This is a genomic window from Micromonospora sp. CPCC 205546, assembly GCF_036902715.1.
Classification (GTDB): Bacteria; Actinomycetota; Actinomycetes; order Mycobacteriales; family Micromonosporaceae; genus Micromonospora.
Window position 1 is genome coordinate 26206 of sequence record NZ_JBAKHL010000037.1, and the last position, 15489, is coordinate 41694.

A 15489-nucleotide genomic window follows, 5' to 3' on the forward strand; every position below is an offset into this window, starting at 1 on the left:
GCGGACTGTCAGTGGTACGACGCCGGCGCCAGGGGGCTCTCGGCACGTTTCCTCCATCACCGGATCGATTTACCGTCGCGAGGGCGGCTGTCCGGCTGTCTCGTGCCGGACCGTTCTGGCCCGGCAGCCGTTTTGCGGAGTACACCATCGCATAGGGGAACGGGGCTTGGCGATAGCTGCCGGCGGTACTTGTATCTGGTCTAACCGCGCGAACCGCTCTCTTATTCCCATCTCGGGCTCCATCGCCCGTTTCCTCCACCAACCCCACCTCGAATGTACCGGACCCCGTCTCCCCCGGCTCGGTGAGCGGGTGCCGGCGACGTGGATGTCCGGTTACGGGCGGCCCTCTGCGGGGCCCCCGGCCAGCGCCAGTACGGCGATCCCGGTCAGCGGCAGCCCGACGAGCTGCTCGGGCGCGAACCAGGCCGCGCGGGCGGTGGAGCCGCCGGCGAGCTCGGTCACCCGTGGCTCGGTGGGCACGTCGACCGTCACCCGGTAGACCACCCGGACACCGTGCCAGTCGATCGGGTGCCCCTCCGGGCCGAGCGCGGCCGGATTGTGCAGGTTGTCGACGCCGATCAGCTCGACCACCCGACCGAGCTGGCCGGACTCCTCGACCAGCTCGCGCAGCAGGGCGGCGACCGGCTGCTCGCCGTGGTCGGTCCCGCCACCGGGCAGGTGCCACCGGCCGGCGCCCGGATAGCCGTCGGCGATCATGGTGAGCAGCACCCGGCCGGCGGGGTCGGTGACCAGGCCGTACGCCCCGAAGCGCTGCCTGCGGTCGGCCGGGGGCGCGGTGGCCGGCCCCTCCGCCGTCGAGCGGGGCAGATCCGGCGGCAGCGGCGACAGGGGCAGGCCCAGCAGCTCGGCCGTGAACGGCATCAGCGGCACCTGAGCCGCCTCGGCGGTGGTGAACCAGGCCACCTCGTCGCTGCCACCGGCCGGCTCCGGTCGTGGTGCACCGCTGCGCACGGCGACGTCGAAGACCAGGCGGTCGGTGTGCACCGCGACGTCGGCGGCACGGAAGGTCGTCACGTCGGCGAGCGCGGCCCGCAGCCCGGTCACCTCCACCGTGAGACCGGTCTCCTCGGCGAACTCGCGGACCACCGCGCGCGCCGGATGCTCCGCGTGCTCGAGCCCGCCCCCGGGGAGCTGCCAGACCCCCGGGAAGGGGCACGAAGCGGAACCCCGGGCCAACAGCACCCGGCCGTCCGAACCCCGACACATCCCGTACGCGCCGACCCGCCGCCGTTGCTCCACCCGTCCGCACTCCCCCGCTCGCGCCGAACCGTCCGTCGATCATGACGTTAGTCGCAGCGGATGAGGCATGTCGCCCGGCCGACCTCGGGACGGGCGGACGGGGACGGGTGCGAAGGGCGGGGTTCAGGCCAGGCGGGCTGCCTGGACGGCTTCCGCCGTCACCTCGGTCAGGCGGTCGGTGGGCAGGGCGCCCAGCTCCTCGCGGGCGAACCAGCGGGCCTCGCAGGTCGAACCGCCGACGTCGGCCACGGTGGGCGGGGCCGGCTTGTCGACCACGACCCGGTAGAAGGCGCGGACGCCGTGCCAGTCGATCGGATAACCCTCCGGGCCGAGGGAGGCGGCGTCGCGGTGGCTGGCCACGCCCAGCAACTCGACGAGGCGACCGGTCTGCCCGGTCTCCTCGACCAGTTCCCGGATCAGGGCGGCGCCGGGCTGCTCGCCGTAGTCGGTGCCGCCACCGGGCAGGTGCCAGCAGCCCGCCCCCGGGTAGCCGTCGGAGACCCGGGTGAGCAGCACCCGGTCGTCCGGGTCGGTCACCACCGCGTACGCGGCGAAGCGCTGGGCGCGGTGCAGCCCGTCCGGGCCGGGCACGGCGTAGAACGAGGGGAACTCGGGCGCCTCGTCCGGCACGATGTCGGCGGACGAGGCGGGCAGGCCCAGTGCGCGCGCGGTGAACGACCGCAGCGGCAGCTCGCGGGCCTCCGCCGGGGTGAACCAGCGGACCAGGTCGGTGGGCCGGTCGACCCGGTCGGCGAGGGTCCCGCCCCGCACCGAGACCTGGTAGATCAGGCGGTCGGTGTGGATGGTGATGCCCCGCCCGGGCAGCGCCCGCATGTCGGCGAGCACGTCGTGCAGGCCGGCCACGGTGACGGAGAGCCCGGTCTCGGCGGCGGTCTCCCGCACGACGGTGTGGTGCGGGTCCTCGCCGTGGTCGACCGCCCCGCCGGGCAGCGACCACGTGCCGGGGGTGCCGGAGCGCTCCGATGCGCGGACCAGCAACACCCGGCCGACTGAATCAGCACAAACTGCGTATGCCGCGATCCTGCGGAGCGGCTCCAGCATGGTGGTCACGGGGGCAAATTCTCCCCGGCCAGGGTTACCTCCATCGAAAAGAGTCAGATTCCTGACTGAAAGCTCGCGCCTCAGGGGCGGGTCAGGGTAGGGATCCGGGCGGTCACCGAGGCCGCCCGAGCGGCCGGCGCGGACCGTGGAGGCATGACCTACACCACCCCTCCCCCGCCCCCGTACAAGCAGCTCCGTCGCCCCGCCACGGACCGGATGATCGCCGGGGTGGCCAGCGGCCTCGGCCGGTACTTCGCCGTCGACCCCACCCTGGTCCGGGTGGTCTTCGCGGTCGCCGGCCTGCTCACCGCCGGTCTCGCGCTGCTCGCGTACCCGATCATGTGGTTCCTGATGCCCGAGGAGCCGGCCGACGCGCCCGCCTGGCCGCACCCGGCGCAGGCCGCGCCGCCCACGGTGACACAGCCGACCGTGGCGCAGCCGGGGCCGCCGACCTACCCGCCGGCGGCGTGAGGCGGGATCACTCCCACTCGATGGTGCCCGGCGGCTTGCTCGTCACGTCCAGCACGACCCGGTTGACCTCGGCCACCTCGTTGGTGATCCGGGTGGAGATCCGGGCGACCACCTCGTAGGGCAGCCGGGACCAGTCGGCGGTCATCGCGTCCTCGCTGGAGACCGGCCGCAGCACCACGGGATGCCCGTAGCTGCGGCCGTCGCCCTGCACCCCGACGCTGCGTACGTCGGCCAGGAGCACCACCGGGAACTGCCAGACGCCCCGGTCCAGGCCGGCGGCGGTCAGCTCCTCCCGGGCGATCAGGTCGGCCTGGCGCAGCAGGTCGAGCCGCTCCCGGTCGACCGCGCCGATGATCCGGATGGCCAGGCCGGGACCCGGGAACGGGTGCCGCCACACCATCGCCTCCGGCAGGCCGAGCTGGAGGCCCAGCGTGCGGACCTCGTCCTTGAACAGCGTGCGCAGCGGCTCGACCAGGGCGAACTTCAGGTCCTCCGGCAGGCCGCCGACGTTGTGGTGGCTCTTGATGTTGGCGGTGCCGGTGCCGCCGCCGGACTCCACGACGTCCGGGTAGAGGGTGCCCTGGACGAGGAACTCGACGTCGCCGTGCGCGGCGACCTCGCGGGCCGCGGCCTCGAAGACCCGGATGAACTCCCGGCCGATGATCTTGCGCTTCTGCTCCGGGTCGGTGACCCCGGCCAGCGCGCCGAGGAAGCGCTCCTGCGCGTCGACCACCTTGAGCTTGATGCCGGTGGCGGCGACGTAGTCCTTCTCCACCTGCTCGGCCTCGCCGGCGCGCAGCAGGCCGTGGTCGACGAAGACGCAGGTCAGCTGGTCGCCGACGGCCCGGTGCACCAGCGCGGCGGCCACCGCCGAGTCCACCCCGCCGCTCAGGCCGCAGATGACCTCCTTGTCGCCGACCTGCTCGCGGATCCGGGCGACCTGCTCGTCGATGATGTTCGCGGGCGTCCAGGTCGGCTCGATGCCGGCGATCTCGTGCAGGAAGCGGCGCAGCATCTCCTGGCCGTGCGCGGTGTGCCCGACCTCCGGGTGGAACTGCACGCCGGCACGGCGGCCGGCCACGTCCTCGAACGCGGCGACCGGCGCGCCCGCCGACTCGGCGGTCACCGTGAAGCCCGCCGGGGCCTCGGTCACGCAGTCGCCGTGGCTCATCCAGACCGGCAGGTCGTCCGGCAGCTCGCGCAGCAGCACCCCGGCCTCCGGGCGGGCGCGCAGCGGGGTGCCGCCGTACTCGCGGTTGCCGGTGCGGGCCACCGTGCCGCCGAGCGCCCGGGCCATCGCCTGGAAGCCGTAGCAGATGCCGAAGACCGGCACCCCGGAGGAGAACATGCCGGCGTCGATCTGGGGGGCGCCCGGCGCGTAGACGCTCGACGGGCCGCCCGAGAGGATGATCGCGGCCGGGTCCTTCGCCAGCATCTCGGCGACCGGCATCGAGTGCGGCACGATCTCGGAGTAGACGTTGGCCTCACGCACCCGACGCGCGATGAGCTGGGCGTACTGGGCTCCGAAGTCCACCACGAGGACGGGGCGAGGCGTGCTCATGTGCAGAAAGCCTACCGACCCGCCCTTCCCCCTCCGCCGCGCCCCGCCGCATCCCACCCGCCGCCGGCGATCCGGCGCCCGACGCCCGGACGAACGGCGCGAAGGAGCAGCCCGCGCGGCCGCGGGGATCAGGGACGCAGGGCCCCCGGGGCGTCCGCGGGGACGGCGGGGTGGTGCGGCGCGACCGCGCGGAGCCGACGGTACGGCGAGCCCAAAGGCGGCCTCGGGTCCTCCTCGCCCCGGTTCGGCCAGAAGGACATGGCGCGCTCCGCCTGGGCGGTGATGGTCAGCGACGGGTTCACCCCGAGGTTCGCCGAGACCGCCGCCCCGTCGACCACGTGCAGGCCCGGGTGGCCGTAGACGCGGTGCCACGGGTCGATCACGCCGTCGGCCGGGGTGGCGCCGATCACCGCCCCGCCGAGGAGGTGCGCGGTCAGCGGGATGTCGAACGGCTCGGTCAGCGCCCCGCCGGGCGTACCGCCGATCTCCTCGGCCAGCAGGCGGACCGCCCGGTTGCCGGCCGGGATCCAGGTCGGGTTGGGCGCGCCGTGCCCCGGCCCCGAGACCAGACGCCGGCCGAACGGCCCGCGCCGCAGCCGGGTGGTCAGCGAGTTGTCCGCCGACTGCATGACCAGGGCGATCACCGTCCGCTCCGACCAGCCGCGCACCGACAGCAGCTTGGCCGCCGCGCGGGGCTCGCGCAGCAGCGTGCCCAGCCAGCGCCGCACCCGGCGCGGCCCGCCGTCGACCAGCAGCGATTGGAGCAGGCCCATCGCGTTCGAGCCCCGGCCGTAGCGGACCGGCTCGACGTGGGTCTGCGCGTCGGGGTGGAACGAACTGGTGATCGCCACCCCCTCGGTGAAGTCGAGCCCCTGGGCGCGGGCCCGCCGACGGGACACCGAGGCGCCGAGGATCGCCTCGGAGTTGGTCCGGGTCAGCTCGCCGAGGCGCGGCGACAGCCCGGGCAGCGCCCCCTGGGCCTTCATGGCGTGCAGCAGCCGCTGGGTGCCGAGCGCGCCGGCCGCGAAGACCACCTGGTCGGCGTGGACCACCTGCCGTCGCGGGCGCAGCCACGCACCGGTACGCACGGTGTGCACCGCGTACCCGCCGCCGTCGGCCGGGCGCACGGCGGTGACCGTGGTCAGCGGGTGCACCTGCGCGCCGAGCCGCTCCGCCAGCCAGAGGTAGTTCTTCACCAGGGTGTTCTTCGCCCCGTGCCGGCAGCCGGTCATGCACGCGCCGCAGTGCGTGCAGCCGGTGCGTCGCGGCCCCGCGCCGCCGAAGTAGGGGTCGGCCGCCGGCTCGCCGGGACGGCCGATGAACACGGCGACGGGGGTGGGGTGGTGGGTGTGCCCCACCCCCATCCGGTCGGCCACCACCCGCATCGCCCGGTCGGCGCGGGTGACGACCGGGTACGTGGTGGCACCGAGCATCCGCCTCGCCTGGTCGTAGTGGCGGGCCAGTTCGTCGCGCCAGTCGGTGACGTCCCGCCACCGCGGGTCGGTGTAGAAGGCGTCCAGCGGCTCGTAGAGGGTGTTGGCGTAGACCAGCGAGCCGCCGCCGACCCCGGCGCCGGAGAGCACCAGCACGCCGCCGCCGGCCTTCCGGTCGGCCGCACGCAGCAGGGTGAGCCGCTGGAGCCCGTAGCAGCCGAGGCGCGGCGCCCACAGGAACCGCCGCAGCCGCCAGGAGGTCTGCGGGAACTCGTCGTCGGCGAAGCGCCGCCCGGCCTCCAGCACCCCGACCGAGTAGCCCTTCTCGGCCAGCCGGAGCGCGGTGACGCTGCCGCCGAAGCCGGACCCGATGACGAGCACGTCGTACCGCATCACCGCATCATTACCGCTCGGTAGCCATCGCGCCAGCGCCCGTTTTCGCGGGATCATGCTCGCGGTCCGCGATCCGGAGGCGCCCGCCCGCAACTCGGCGCCCCCGTCGGGGCGTTGTCATCACGGGGGTGTCGCATGACTGAGCGGACAGGGGCACCACGCCCGCGATGGGTGCTGGGCCTCGCGGCCCTCGCGGCGGTGGTCCTGGTGGCCGTGGGCGCCCTGGTGGTCACCCGGCTCGTCCGCGACGACGGGCCGCGGCGCGCGATCGGGCCGACGGGCGCCACCGGGACGCCGCAGGCCGGCCCCACCCCGAGCCCGAGCCCGACGGCACCGCCCGGCGCCGGCATCACCGGCCCGCTCAACCTCCTGCTCGTCGGGGTGGACACCCGGGTCAGCGTGCCGGGTTGGGAGCCGCACGGCGACGCCGTGCTGGTGCTGCACGTGCCCAGGGGCCTCGACCGGGCGTACCTCTTCTCCCTCCCCCGCGACCTCGTGGTCGACATCCCGGCCTTCCCGAAGGCCGGCTACCGGGGCGGGAGGACCAAGCTCACCCACGCGATGAGCTACGGCAGCCGGGTGCCCGGCAAGCCCAAGCAGCCGAACACCGCGCAGGGCTACGAGCTGCTGCGCAGCACGGTCAGCGGCTACACCGGGCTGCGCTTCGACGCGGGTGCGGTGCTCACCTTCAACGGCTTCGACCGGCTCGTGGACAGCCTCGGCGGGGTGGACCTCTACGTCGACCAGCGGGTGGTCTCGCTGCACCGCCGCCCCGACGGTCGGCACCGGGAGCCCGCGCCGGGCGGCGGCGGCTACGTCGGGCCGCAGATGGTGTACGAGAAGGGCGAACGGCACCTCACCGGCTGGCAGGCGCTGGACTACGCGCGGCAGCGCTACGTCACCGGCGGCGGCTACGCCCGGCAGCGCCACCAGCAGCAACTGATCAAGGCACTCGCCACGAAGATCCTCGACGAGGGTCTGGCCCGGCAGCCGGAACGCGTCCAGCAGGTGGTCGACGCGCTCGGCGACACGCTGATCTACGCGGGCGGGCCGCGCGTCGTGGACGTCGCGTACGCCCTCGGCGGGCTCACGCCGGAGCGGTTCGTGCTGGTCGCCCTGCCGGGCGCGGGCGTCGGCAAGGGCAGCGCCTACCGGGGCGAGGAGCTCACCTCGACCGGGCGCAGGTTCCTCACCGAACTGCGCGCCGGCCGGGCGGACGCCTACCTCGCCGCCAACCCGAAGCTGCGCATCACCCGCTGAGGGCCGGCACCGACGCCGCCGCCCGGCCGGGCCCGAGCGTCACCGCCCCCGCCTCCCGGCCGGGCCGCGCGTCACCGCTGCCTGGGACGGGCGGGTCGCTCCTTGCCGTACAACCACGCCTCGAAGAGGTCGTCGAGCTGCTTGCCCGAGACCCGCTCGGCCAACGCGACGAACTCGGCCGTGGTGGCGTTGGCGTCGCGCTTCTGCGCCGCCCAGGTCTTCAGGATCTCGAAGAACGCCTTGGCGCCGACCGCCACCCGCAGCGCGTGCACGGTCATCCCGCCGCGCTGGTATACCGACTCGCTGAACAGGTTCGCCGCCCCCGGGTCGCCCGGCGGTGTCCGCCAGACCTGGCCGGACGAGCCGGCGTAGCGGGCGTCGAACGCCTGCTGGACGGTACGCCCGCCGGAGTGCTCGGCCCACAGCCACTCCGCGTACGTGGCCAGGCCCTCGTTGAGCCAGATGTCCTGCCACCTGGCCAGCGAGACGCTGTTGCCGAACCACTGGTGCGCCGTCTCGTGGGCGACCACGTCGGTGTTCTCACCGCCGGAGAAGAAGCTCGCCGCGTAGACCGGCCGGCTCTGCGTCTCCAGGGCGTACCGGATCCGGTCGTCGGAGATCACCACCCCGCCGTACGCCCCGAACGGGTAGGGCCCGAACAAGCTCTCCAGGTAGTCGGCGACCTTCACGGTGTCGGCGATCGACCGGTCCGCCGCGCCCCGTGGCAGATCGGTGGCGACCGCGTGGAACACCGGCCGTCCCTTGTGCTCGCCCTCGGTGATCCGGAACTTCCCGATGACGACGGTGCTCAGGTAGCTCGCCATCGGGCTGCGCTCGGCCCACTTCCAGGTGGTCCAGCCGCCGGTCGTGCTCCTTCCCGCCGGCACACCGTTGCTGACCGCCGTCAGCCCCTTCGGCACGGTGATCTCGAAGTCGTAGGTGGCCTTGTCCGAGGGGTGGTCGTTGACCGGGAACCACGTGCTCGCCGACTCGGGCTGGCCGAGCGCGATCGCCCCCTCGTCGGTGTGCAGGAAGCCCCCGAGGCCGAGGGCCTCGTTGCGCAGCGGCTCCGGTTCGCCCTCGTACGCGATCTCGGCGACGAAGCCGTTGCCCGCGATCAGGCCGCGGGCCGGCGTGACCACCAGCTCGTCGCCCTTGCGGCCGTGCTTCGCCGGGGCTCCGTCCACCGTCACGGACCGCACGGTCAGCCCGGCCAGGTCCAGGTTGAACGCGGACAGGTCGATGGTCGCCGCCGCCTGCACGGTGGTGGTCCCGGTGAGCCGGTCCTCCGCCGGGTCGTAGCGCACCTTGACGGTGTAGCGGTTGACGTCGTACCCGCCGTTGCCGTAGGTCGGGAAGTAGGCGTCGCCGGCGCCCGGCGCGCCGAGGATGAACTGGCGCGCCGCGGCCGGCACGGCGCTGGTCGGGGCCGGGGCCGGCTCCTCGGCCGACCCGCAGCCGGCCAGCCCGAGCGTCCCGGCCAGCAGCAGGCCGGTGCCCGCGCACAGCGTCCGCCGCGACAGCGTCATCGCCTCGTCTCCTCCCTGCGTCGCCGGCTGCCCACCGGCGACCCTGGTGGCCCCCGCACCGACCGGTGCCGCTCGCCCCGCCGCGCGAAGGCTGCCGGACGGGCGGGTGCCGCGCCGGGTCCGGCCGCAGCCTACCGAGCGGCGACGGCAGCCGTGTCAGGGCAGGGCGGGGGCGCTCCCGCCGACGAGCCAGGCGTCGAAGAGCGGGCGCAGGGGCTTGCCGGCCACCCGCTCCGCCAGCGCGATGAGGTCGTCGGTGGTGGCGTTGCCGTCGCGTCGCTCGGTGGTCCAGGTCCGCAGGATGCGGAAGAACGCGTCGTCGCCGACGGTGCGGCGCAGCGCGTGCACGGCGAGCGCGCCGCGCTTGTAGACGGCCGCGCCGAACAACCGGGACCGTCCCGGGTCGACGGACGGCCGGGACCAGTCGGTGGCGGCGTACTCCAGCTCGAAGGTGCGCTGCGCGGTGCGGCCGCCGTCGTGCTCCTCCCACAGCCACTCCGCGTAGGTGGCGAAGCCCTCGTTGAGCCAGATGTCGCTCCACCGGCTCAGCGCGACGCTGTTGCCGAACCACTGGTGGGCCAGCTCGTGGGCGACCACGCCCGGGTTGGGTCGCCCACCGCGGAAGAAGCCCGGCCCGTAGACCGGCCGTGACTGGGTCTCCAGCGCGTAGCCGATCCGGGCGTCGGTGACCACGACGCCGCCGTAGGAGTCGAACGGGTACGGCCCGAACCGGCTGGCCAGGAAGTCGGCGATCTCGCCGGTGCGGGCCAGCGACGCGGCCTCCGGCCCGGTCGCCGGCAGGCTCGCCGGCACCGCCGTGACCATCGGCCGGCCGGCGTGCGTGCCGCTGTGCACCCGGTAGTCGCCGATCACCAGGGTGCTCAGGTAGCTGGCCATCGGGGCTCGCTCGGCCCAGCGCCAGGTGGTCCAGCCGTCGGCGCTGGTCCTCTCCCCCGGAACCCCGTTGCTCAGCGCGGCCAGCCCGTCCGGGACGGTCACCTCGACGTCGTAGGTGGCCTTGTCGGACGGGTGGTCGTTGACCGGAAACCAGGTGGCCGCCGACCAGGGCTGGCCGAGCGCGATCGCGCCGTCGGCGGTGTGCAGGAAGCCGCCGCTGCCGAGCTGCCCGTCGGCCTTCGCCGCCGGCACGCCGGCGTAGTCGACCTCGACGGTGAAGCGGGCCCCCGGGGAGAGGCCGTCGCGCGGGGTGACCACCAGCTCGTCGCCGTCGCGACCCGACCCGGCCGGCCGGCCGTCGACGGCCACCCGCGACACGTCCAGCCCGGCGAGGTCCAGGTTGAACCGGGACAGCCCGGTGGTCGCGGTGGCCGTCAACGCGGCCCGCCCGGAGAGCCGGTCGGTCGCCGGGTCGTAGCGGACGGCGAGCCGGTAGCCCGCCACGTCGTAGCCGCCGTTGCCGGCCCCCGGAACGTAGGGGTCGCCGACGTCGACCGCTCCCGGCCGGAAGCCGCCCCGCTCGTCGCCGTCGGTGCAGGCCGCGAACACCAGGGCCGCGACGACGGCGACGGCGAGCGCGGGGCGGATCCGACGGCGGGTACGACGCACCGGCCGAGCCTATCGGCGCGGCCGGTGCGGGTGGTGCCGCTTGCGCAGGTCAGCGGTCGAGGACCAGGCCGACCTTCTGGAACTCCTTGAGGTCGCGGTAGCCGCACTTGGCCATCGCGCGGCGCAGCCCGCCGAAGAGGTTGAGCTGACCGTCCGGCTCGTCGGCCGGGCCGAAGAGCAGCCGCTCCATCGAGCCGAGCGGCTCGCCGGCGGTCTCGAACGCGCCCCGGGGCAGCGACGGGTGGCTGGCGGCGGAGTGCCACCAGGCGCCACCGGCCGGCGCCTCGGCGCAGAGCGACAGCGGCTCGCCGAGCATCACCGCGTCGGCGCCGCAGCCGAGGGCCTTCGCGATGTCGCCCGAGGTCTGGATGTCGCCGTCGGCGATCAGGTGCACGTAGCGGCCGCCGGTCTCGTCGAGGTAGTCCCGGCGGGCCGCCGCCGCGTCGGCGATCGCGGTCGCCATCGGCACCCGGATGCCCAGCACCGACTCGGTGGTGGACCACTCGTCGCCGCCGATGCCGACGATGACGCCCGCCGCGCCCGTACGCATCAGGTGCAGCGCCGTCTTGTAGTCGGTGCAGCCGCCGACGACGACCGGGAGGTCCAGGTCGGCGATGAACTCCTTGAGGTTGAGCGGCTCGTCGGTGGTCGAGACGTGCTCGGCGGAGACGATGGTGCCCTGGATGACCAGGATGTCCACGCCGGCGTCGAGGATCACCGGGGCCAGCGCCAGGGTGTGCTGCGGGGAGACCCGCACCGCCACCGTGCCGCCGCCGGCGCGCAGCTCACGGACCCGCTCGGCGATCAGGTCGGGGCGGATGGGCTCCGCGTACACCTCCTGGAGCCGCTTGGTGGCGCGGGCGTCCTCGTCGAGCCCGGACAGCTCCTCCAGGACCTTGGTCGGGTTCTCGTAGCGGGTCCACAGGCCCTCGACGTTGAGCACGCCGAGACCGCCGAGCTGGCCGAGCCGGACGGCGGAGGCCGGGCTCATCGTCGCGTCCGACGGGTGCCCGACGCAGGGGATGCCGAACTGGTAGGCGTCGAGCTGCCAGGCGGTGGAGACGTCGTCGACGTCCCGGGTCCGGCGGCTCGGCACGATGGCGATGTCGTCCAGGTGGTAGCCGCGCTGCGCGGTCTTGCCCAGCCCGATCTCGACCACGTCACGCATGGGAGACTCCAGTTGTCGCAGGGGTTGGTCAGCGGGAGTGGTAGTTGGGCGCCTCGACGGTCATCTGGATGTCGTGCGGGTGGCTCTCCTTGAGCCCGGCCGCCGTGATCCGGATGAGCTGGCCGCGCTGGTGCAGATCGGGGATGTTCTCCGCGCCGGCGTATCCCATCGCCAGCCGCAGCCCACCGACCAGCTGGTGGGCGACCTGGGCGAGCAGTCCGCGGTACGGGACCTGGCCCTCGACGCCCTCCGGGACCAGCTTCTCGTCGCTGGTCACGTCCTGCTGGAAGTACCGGTCCTTGGAGTAGGACTTCGCCTGGCCCCGGGACTGCATGGCGCCCAGCGAGCCCATGCCCCGGTACGCCTTGTACTGCTTGCCGTTGATGAAGATCAGCTCGCCGGGGCTCTCCTCGCAGCCGGCCAGCAGGCTGCCGAGCATCACCGTGTCGGCGCCCGCGACGAGCGCCTTGGCGATGTCGCCCGAGTACTGGATGCCCCCGTCGCCGATCACCGGGACGCCGGCCGGCCGCGCGGCGCGCGCCGCCTCCATGATCGCGGTGATCTGCGGCACGCCCACCCCGGCGACGATCCGGGTGGTGCAGATCGCGCCCGGCCCGACGCCGACCTTGACGCCGTCGGCGCCGGCGTCGACGAGCGCCTTCGCCCCGGCGTAGGTGGCGACGTTGCCGCCGACGATGTCGATCGTCACGTCCTTCTTGAGCTGGCGGACCATGTCCAGCACGGCCCGCTGGTGGCCGTGCGCGGTGTCCACGATCAGCACGTCGACGCCCGCGTCGACGAGCGCCCGGGCCCGCTTGTAGGCGTCGTCGCCCACCCCGATGGCGGCGGCGACCCGCAGCCGGCCGGCGTCGTCCTTGGTGGCGTCCGGGTACTGCTCGCTCTTGGTGAAGTCCTTGACCGTGATCAGCCCGCGCAGCCGGCCCGAGTCGTCGACGATCGGCAGCTTCTCGACCTTGTGCCGGCGCAGCAGGTCGAGGGCGTCGTCCTTGCTCACCCCGACCGGGGCGGTGACCAGCGGGGTACGCGTCATGATCTGGTGCACCGGGGTGGCCGGGTCGGAGACGAACCGCATGTCGCGGTTGGTGACGATGCCGACCAGCTGGCCCTCGCCGTCGACGACGGGCACGCCGGAGATGCGGTAGCGCCCGCAGAGGGAGTCGACGTCGCGCAGGGTGTCGTCGGGGCTGGCGGTCACCGGGTTGGTGATCATGCCGGACTCGGAGCGCTTCACCAGGTCGACCTGGAGCGCCTGGTCCTCCAGGGAGAGGTTGCGGTGCAGCACGCCGATGCCGCCCTGGCGGGCCATGGCGATCGCCATCCGGGCCTCGGTCACCGTGTCCATCGCGCTGGACAGCAGCGGGATCGAGAGGTCGATGTTGCGGGTCAGCTTCGTCACGGTGTTGACCCGGCTGGGCACCACGTCCGACTCGCCCGGCTGGAGCAGCACGTCGTCGAAGGTCAACCCGAGCGGGACCACCCGGGCGGAGCCGGCGGGCAGCTCGGGCAGATGGCCGCCCAGCCCGCCGCTGTCCGCGCCGGCAGGTAGATCGGTGCTGGGCGAAAATTCCACGATTGCTCCCCTGAGCTGCTCGTACGGGCTTCAGTGAGGTGGCGCGGGCGGGCACCGGCACACGCCGGGTGACGGGCGCGTCGTCCCATCGTACCCACCGACCCTGGCCGTCCCCGGTCGGTGGCGGCCCAGGTCACCGGTGGCCGGGGGCGGACGCGGCCCTGGCGTTGGGTCTACGGTGAGGGGGTGCACGACGAGCCCATCGACCCCTTCAACGGCGACCCGGCCGATCCGGCCGCCGGCCTGCACGATCCGGGCGACGACGCCCCACTCGACCCGCTGACCGACGTCGAGCGACAGGACGTGCTGGAGGATCTCGCCGACCTGGAGATCTACCAGGCGCTGCTGGCGCCGATCGGGGTACGCGGGCTGGTCATCGAGTGCGAGGACTGCCGGGAGCCGCACTACTTCGACTGGGACCTGCTGCGGGGCAACCTGCGCCACCTGCTCAGCTCGGGGCGGCCCCGGGTGCACGAGCCGGCCTACGACCCCGACCCGGACCACTACGTCACGTGGGACTACGCCCGCGGCTACGCCGACGGGGTGCACGACACGCTGACCGAGGGCACCGACGAGGAGCCCGAGCCCGGACGCTGAGGCCGGCGGGCCCCCGGGTGGGCTCCGGCGGCGCGGCAGGCCGGCGACGGCGTGCCGGAGCCCGTGGTGCGGGCGGAGCGGACCCAGACCTGCTGCCCGGCGCCTGCCAGCGTGCGGCTCAGGCCACCAGGCCGGCGCGGAAGCCGGCCGCCACGGCGTGCGCCCGGTCCCGGGCGCCGAGCTTGCGGAACAGCCGCCGGGCGTGGGTCTTCACCGTGTCCTCCGAGACGAACAGCTCCCGGCCGATCTCGGCGTTGCTCTTGCCCTCCGCCATGCCCAGCAGCACCTGCAGTTCGCGTTCGGTCAGCCCGGCCTGGGACCGGCCGCCGCGCGGGCCGGGCCCGCCCCGCCGTCCCGGGGGCGCGGCCTCCGCCGGTTCGTCGGTGGGCTCGGCGGGGTCGTCGCCGCGCTGCGCCGGCACCATCGTCGGGGCGCCGGGCGCGCCGTCGGGGGACGTCGCCGACCAGGTGGGACCGGACTCGGCCGGCGAGCGGCCGGCGGTGGCGGCCCGGGCCGGACCGCCGACCGCGGCGGTGTCCCGGGCCGGGTCGGTGACCGGACGGCGGGCCGCCCGGCCGGGCGAGGAGAGCAGCAGCAGGGCCTTGGCCACCGCGCTGGTCAGATCGTGGTCGACGCCCTGGATGAGGCCGCGGGCTCCGGCGCTGATGGTGGCCGCGGCCGCCTCCGACTCCTCCGTGCCGAGCAGCAGCACGGAGGCCTGCGGCGCGCGGGCGAGCACCCGCCGGACGAAGCCCGCGCTGTCCGGCCGGGTGAGGGCCGTGTCGGCGAGCACCACGTCGGCCGGGCGCTCGGCCAGTCGCAACATCACCTCGGGATCGGAGACCGCCGTCCGCACCACGGCGGACAAGCCGAGCCGTGCCGCCGCGGACGCGAGATGCTGCGCCGCGAGCGGTGTCCGAACGCACACGAGAACCGTACGCACAGTGGGTCTCCTCTCCGCCCAAGAGCAGACCATGACCGGGTCGGGTCGCGAGGGGGTTCCGGCAATCCTCCGAACTTTTCCGACAAGTGGGGCATATGCCACCTCTTGCCGGAAGTTTTCGATCACAGGTGTGTGAGTCGGCGACCGCCCGGGTACTCCAGGCCCAGGCCGGAAACGGCGCGCCTGCGCGGACCGTCGCCCGGACGCCGATTCACCAGGATCTGCGCGGTGCCGCGCGGGAGGAGGGGTGCTGATGTCGAACGTACGCAGACTGCCCGGACCCATCGTCGACCTGTGGGACTGGCAACGGCTCGGTGCCTGCCGGGGCCGGGACAGCGCGCAGTTCTTCCACCCGGACGGCGAGCGGGGCTCGTCGCGCCTGCGCCGGGAGTCCGGTGCCAAGGCCGTCTGCCGCGCCTGCCCCGTACGGGCCGAGTGCGCCGCCCACGCCCTCGCCGTCCGCGAGCCGTACGGCGTCTGGGGCGGGTTCAGCGAGTCGGAGCGGCTGCGGCTGCTCGCCGTCGGCTGGGAGGACCTGGCCGACCGCCGCCAGAGCCGCGTCGACGTGGCCCGGCTGGAGGCCCGACTGGGTCAGCCGCACCGGTCGACCGTCCCCGCCCAGCGCAAGATCGCCTGAACCACAGCCTTCCGTAGA

General features: G+C 74.3%; 13 protein-coding genes. 4 read left to right on the forward strand and 9 right to left on the reverse strand.

Features of this window, described 5'->3' with window-relative positions:
• Window positions 1-333 precede the first annotated feature (333 nt).
• A complete protein-coding gene (locus V6U77_RS18205) occupies window positions 334-1260 on the reverse strand; it encodes an NUDIX hydrolase (RefSeq protein WP_334607531.1) in 927 nt (308 codons plus the stop codon).
• Between the two features lie 123 nt (window positions 1261-1383).
• The gene (locus tag V6U77_RS18210) at window positions 1384-2331 is read right to left on the reverse strand and encodes an NUDIX hydrolase (protein WP_334607532.1); all 948 of its coding nucleotides are present in this window, start codon (window positions 2329-2331) and stop codon (window positions 1384-1386) included.
• Window positions 2332-2475: 144 nt separating this feature from the next.
• On the opposite strand from V6U77_RS18210, the gene V6U77_RS18215 reads away from it, so the two are divergent.
• On the forward strand, window positions 2476-2793 hold the full coding sequence (locus V6U77_RS18215) for a PspC domain-containing protein (RefSeq protein ID WP_334607533.1): 318 nt from the start codon (window positions 2476-2478) through the stop codon (window positions 2791-2793).
• Window positions 2794-2800: 7 nt separating this feature from the next.
• Here V6U77_RS18215 and guaA read toward each other — a convergent pair whose 3' ends face one another.
• Together guaA and V6U77_RS18225 are read right to left on the reverse strand one after the other, a co-directional pair.
• Complete coding sequence (gene guaA, locus V6U77_RS18220) at window positions 2801-4354, reverse strand: glutamine-hydrolyzing GMP synthase (protein WP_334607534.1); 1554 nt, start codon at window positions 4352-4354, stop codon at window positions 2801-2803.
• A 128-nt stretch (window positions 4355-4482) separates the two neighbouring features.
• The gene (locus tag V6U77_RS18225; protein ID WP_334607535.1) at window positions 4483-6180 is read right to left on the reverse strand and encodes a GMC family oxidoreductase; all 1698 of its coding nucleotides are present in this window, start codon (window positions 6178-6180) and stop codon (window positions 4483-4485) included.
• Between the two features lie 135 nt (window positions 6181-6315).
• Between V6U77_RS18225 and V6U77_RS18230 the strand changes: the two genes are divergently transcribed.
• Entirely contained in the window at window positions 6316-7440 is a 1125-nt protein-coding gene (locus V6U77_RS18230) for an LCP family protein (RefSeq protein ID WP_334607536.1), read from the forward strand.
• A gap of 71 nt (window positions 7441-7511) precedes the next feature.
• Here V6U77_RS18230 and V6U77_RS18235 read toward each other — a convergent pair whose 3' ends face one another.
• The 4 genes from V6U77_RS18235 to guaB form a co-directional block, all read right to left on the reverse strand.
• On the reverse strand, window positions 7512-8969 hold the full coding sequence (locus V6U77_RS18235; RefSeq protein ID WP_334607537.1) for a M1 family metallopeptidase: 1458 nt from the start codon (window positions 8967-8969) through the stop codon (window positions 7512-7514).
• A gap of 156 nt (window positions 8970-9125) precedes the next feature.
• Complete coding sequence (locus V6U77_RS18240) at window positions 9126-10535, reverse strand: M1 family metallopeptidase (RefSeq protein ID WP_334607538.1); 1410 nt, start codon at window positions 10533-10535, stop codon at window positions 9126-9128.
• 49 nt (window positions 10536-10584) lie between these two features.
• Window positions 10585-11703, reverse strand: a complete 1119-nt coding sequence (locus V6U77_RS18245; protein ID WP_334607539.1) for a GuaB3 family IMP dehydrogenase-related protein — start codon at window positions 11701-11703, stop codon at window positions 10585-10587.
• A gap of 28 nt (window positions 11704-11731) precedes the next feature.
• The gene (guaB, locus tag V6U77_RS18250; protein WP_334607540.1) at window positions 11732-13294 is read right to left on the reverse strand and encodes an IMP dehydrogenase; all 1563 of its coding nucleotides are present in this window, start codon (window positions 13292-13294) and stop codon (window positions 11732-11734) included.
• 186 nt (window positions 13295-13480) lie between these two features.
• Here guaB and V6U77_RS18255 point away from each other — a divergent pair, with 186 nt between their 5' ends.
• Window positions 13481-13891: a DUF5319 domain-containing protein gene (locus tag V6U77_RS18255; protein WP_334607541.1), complete on the forward strand. Its 411-nt coding sequence runs from the start codon at window positions 13481-13483 to the stop codon at window positions 13889-13891.
• 118 nt (window positions 13892-14009) lie between these two features.
• Here the strand turns inward: V6U77_RS18255 and V6U77_RS18260 are convergent, their stop codons facing one another.
• A complete protein-coding gene (locus V6U77_RS18260) occupies window positions 14010-14834 on the reverse strand; it encodes a helix-turn-helix transcriptional regulator (RefSeq protein WP_334607542.1) in 825 nt (274 codons plus the stop codon).
• A gap of 253 nt (window positions 14835-15087) precedes the next feature.
• Here V6U77_RS18260 and V6U77_RS18265 point away from each other — a divergent pair, with 253 nt between their 5' ends.
• Complete coding sequence (locus V6U77_RS18265; RefSeq protein ID WP_089003203.1) at window positions 15088-15471, forward strand: WhiB family transcriptional regulator; 384 nt, start codon at window positions 15088-15090, stop codon at window positions 15469-15471.
• Window positions 15472-15489 lie beyond the last annotated feature (18 nt).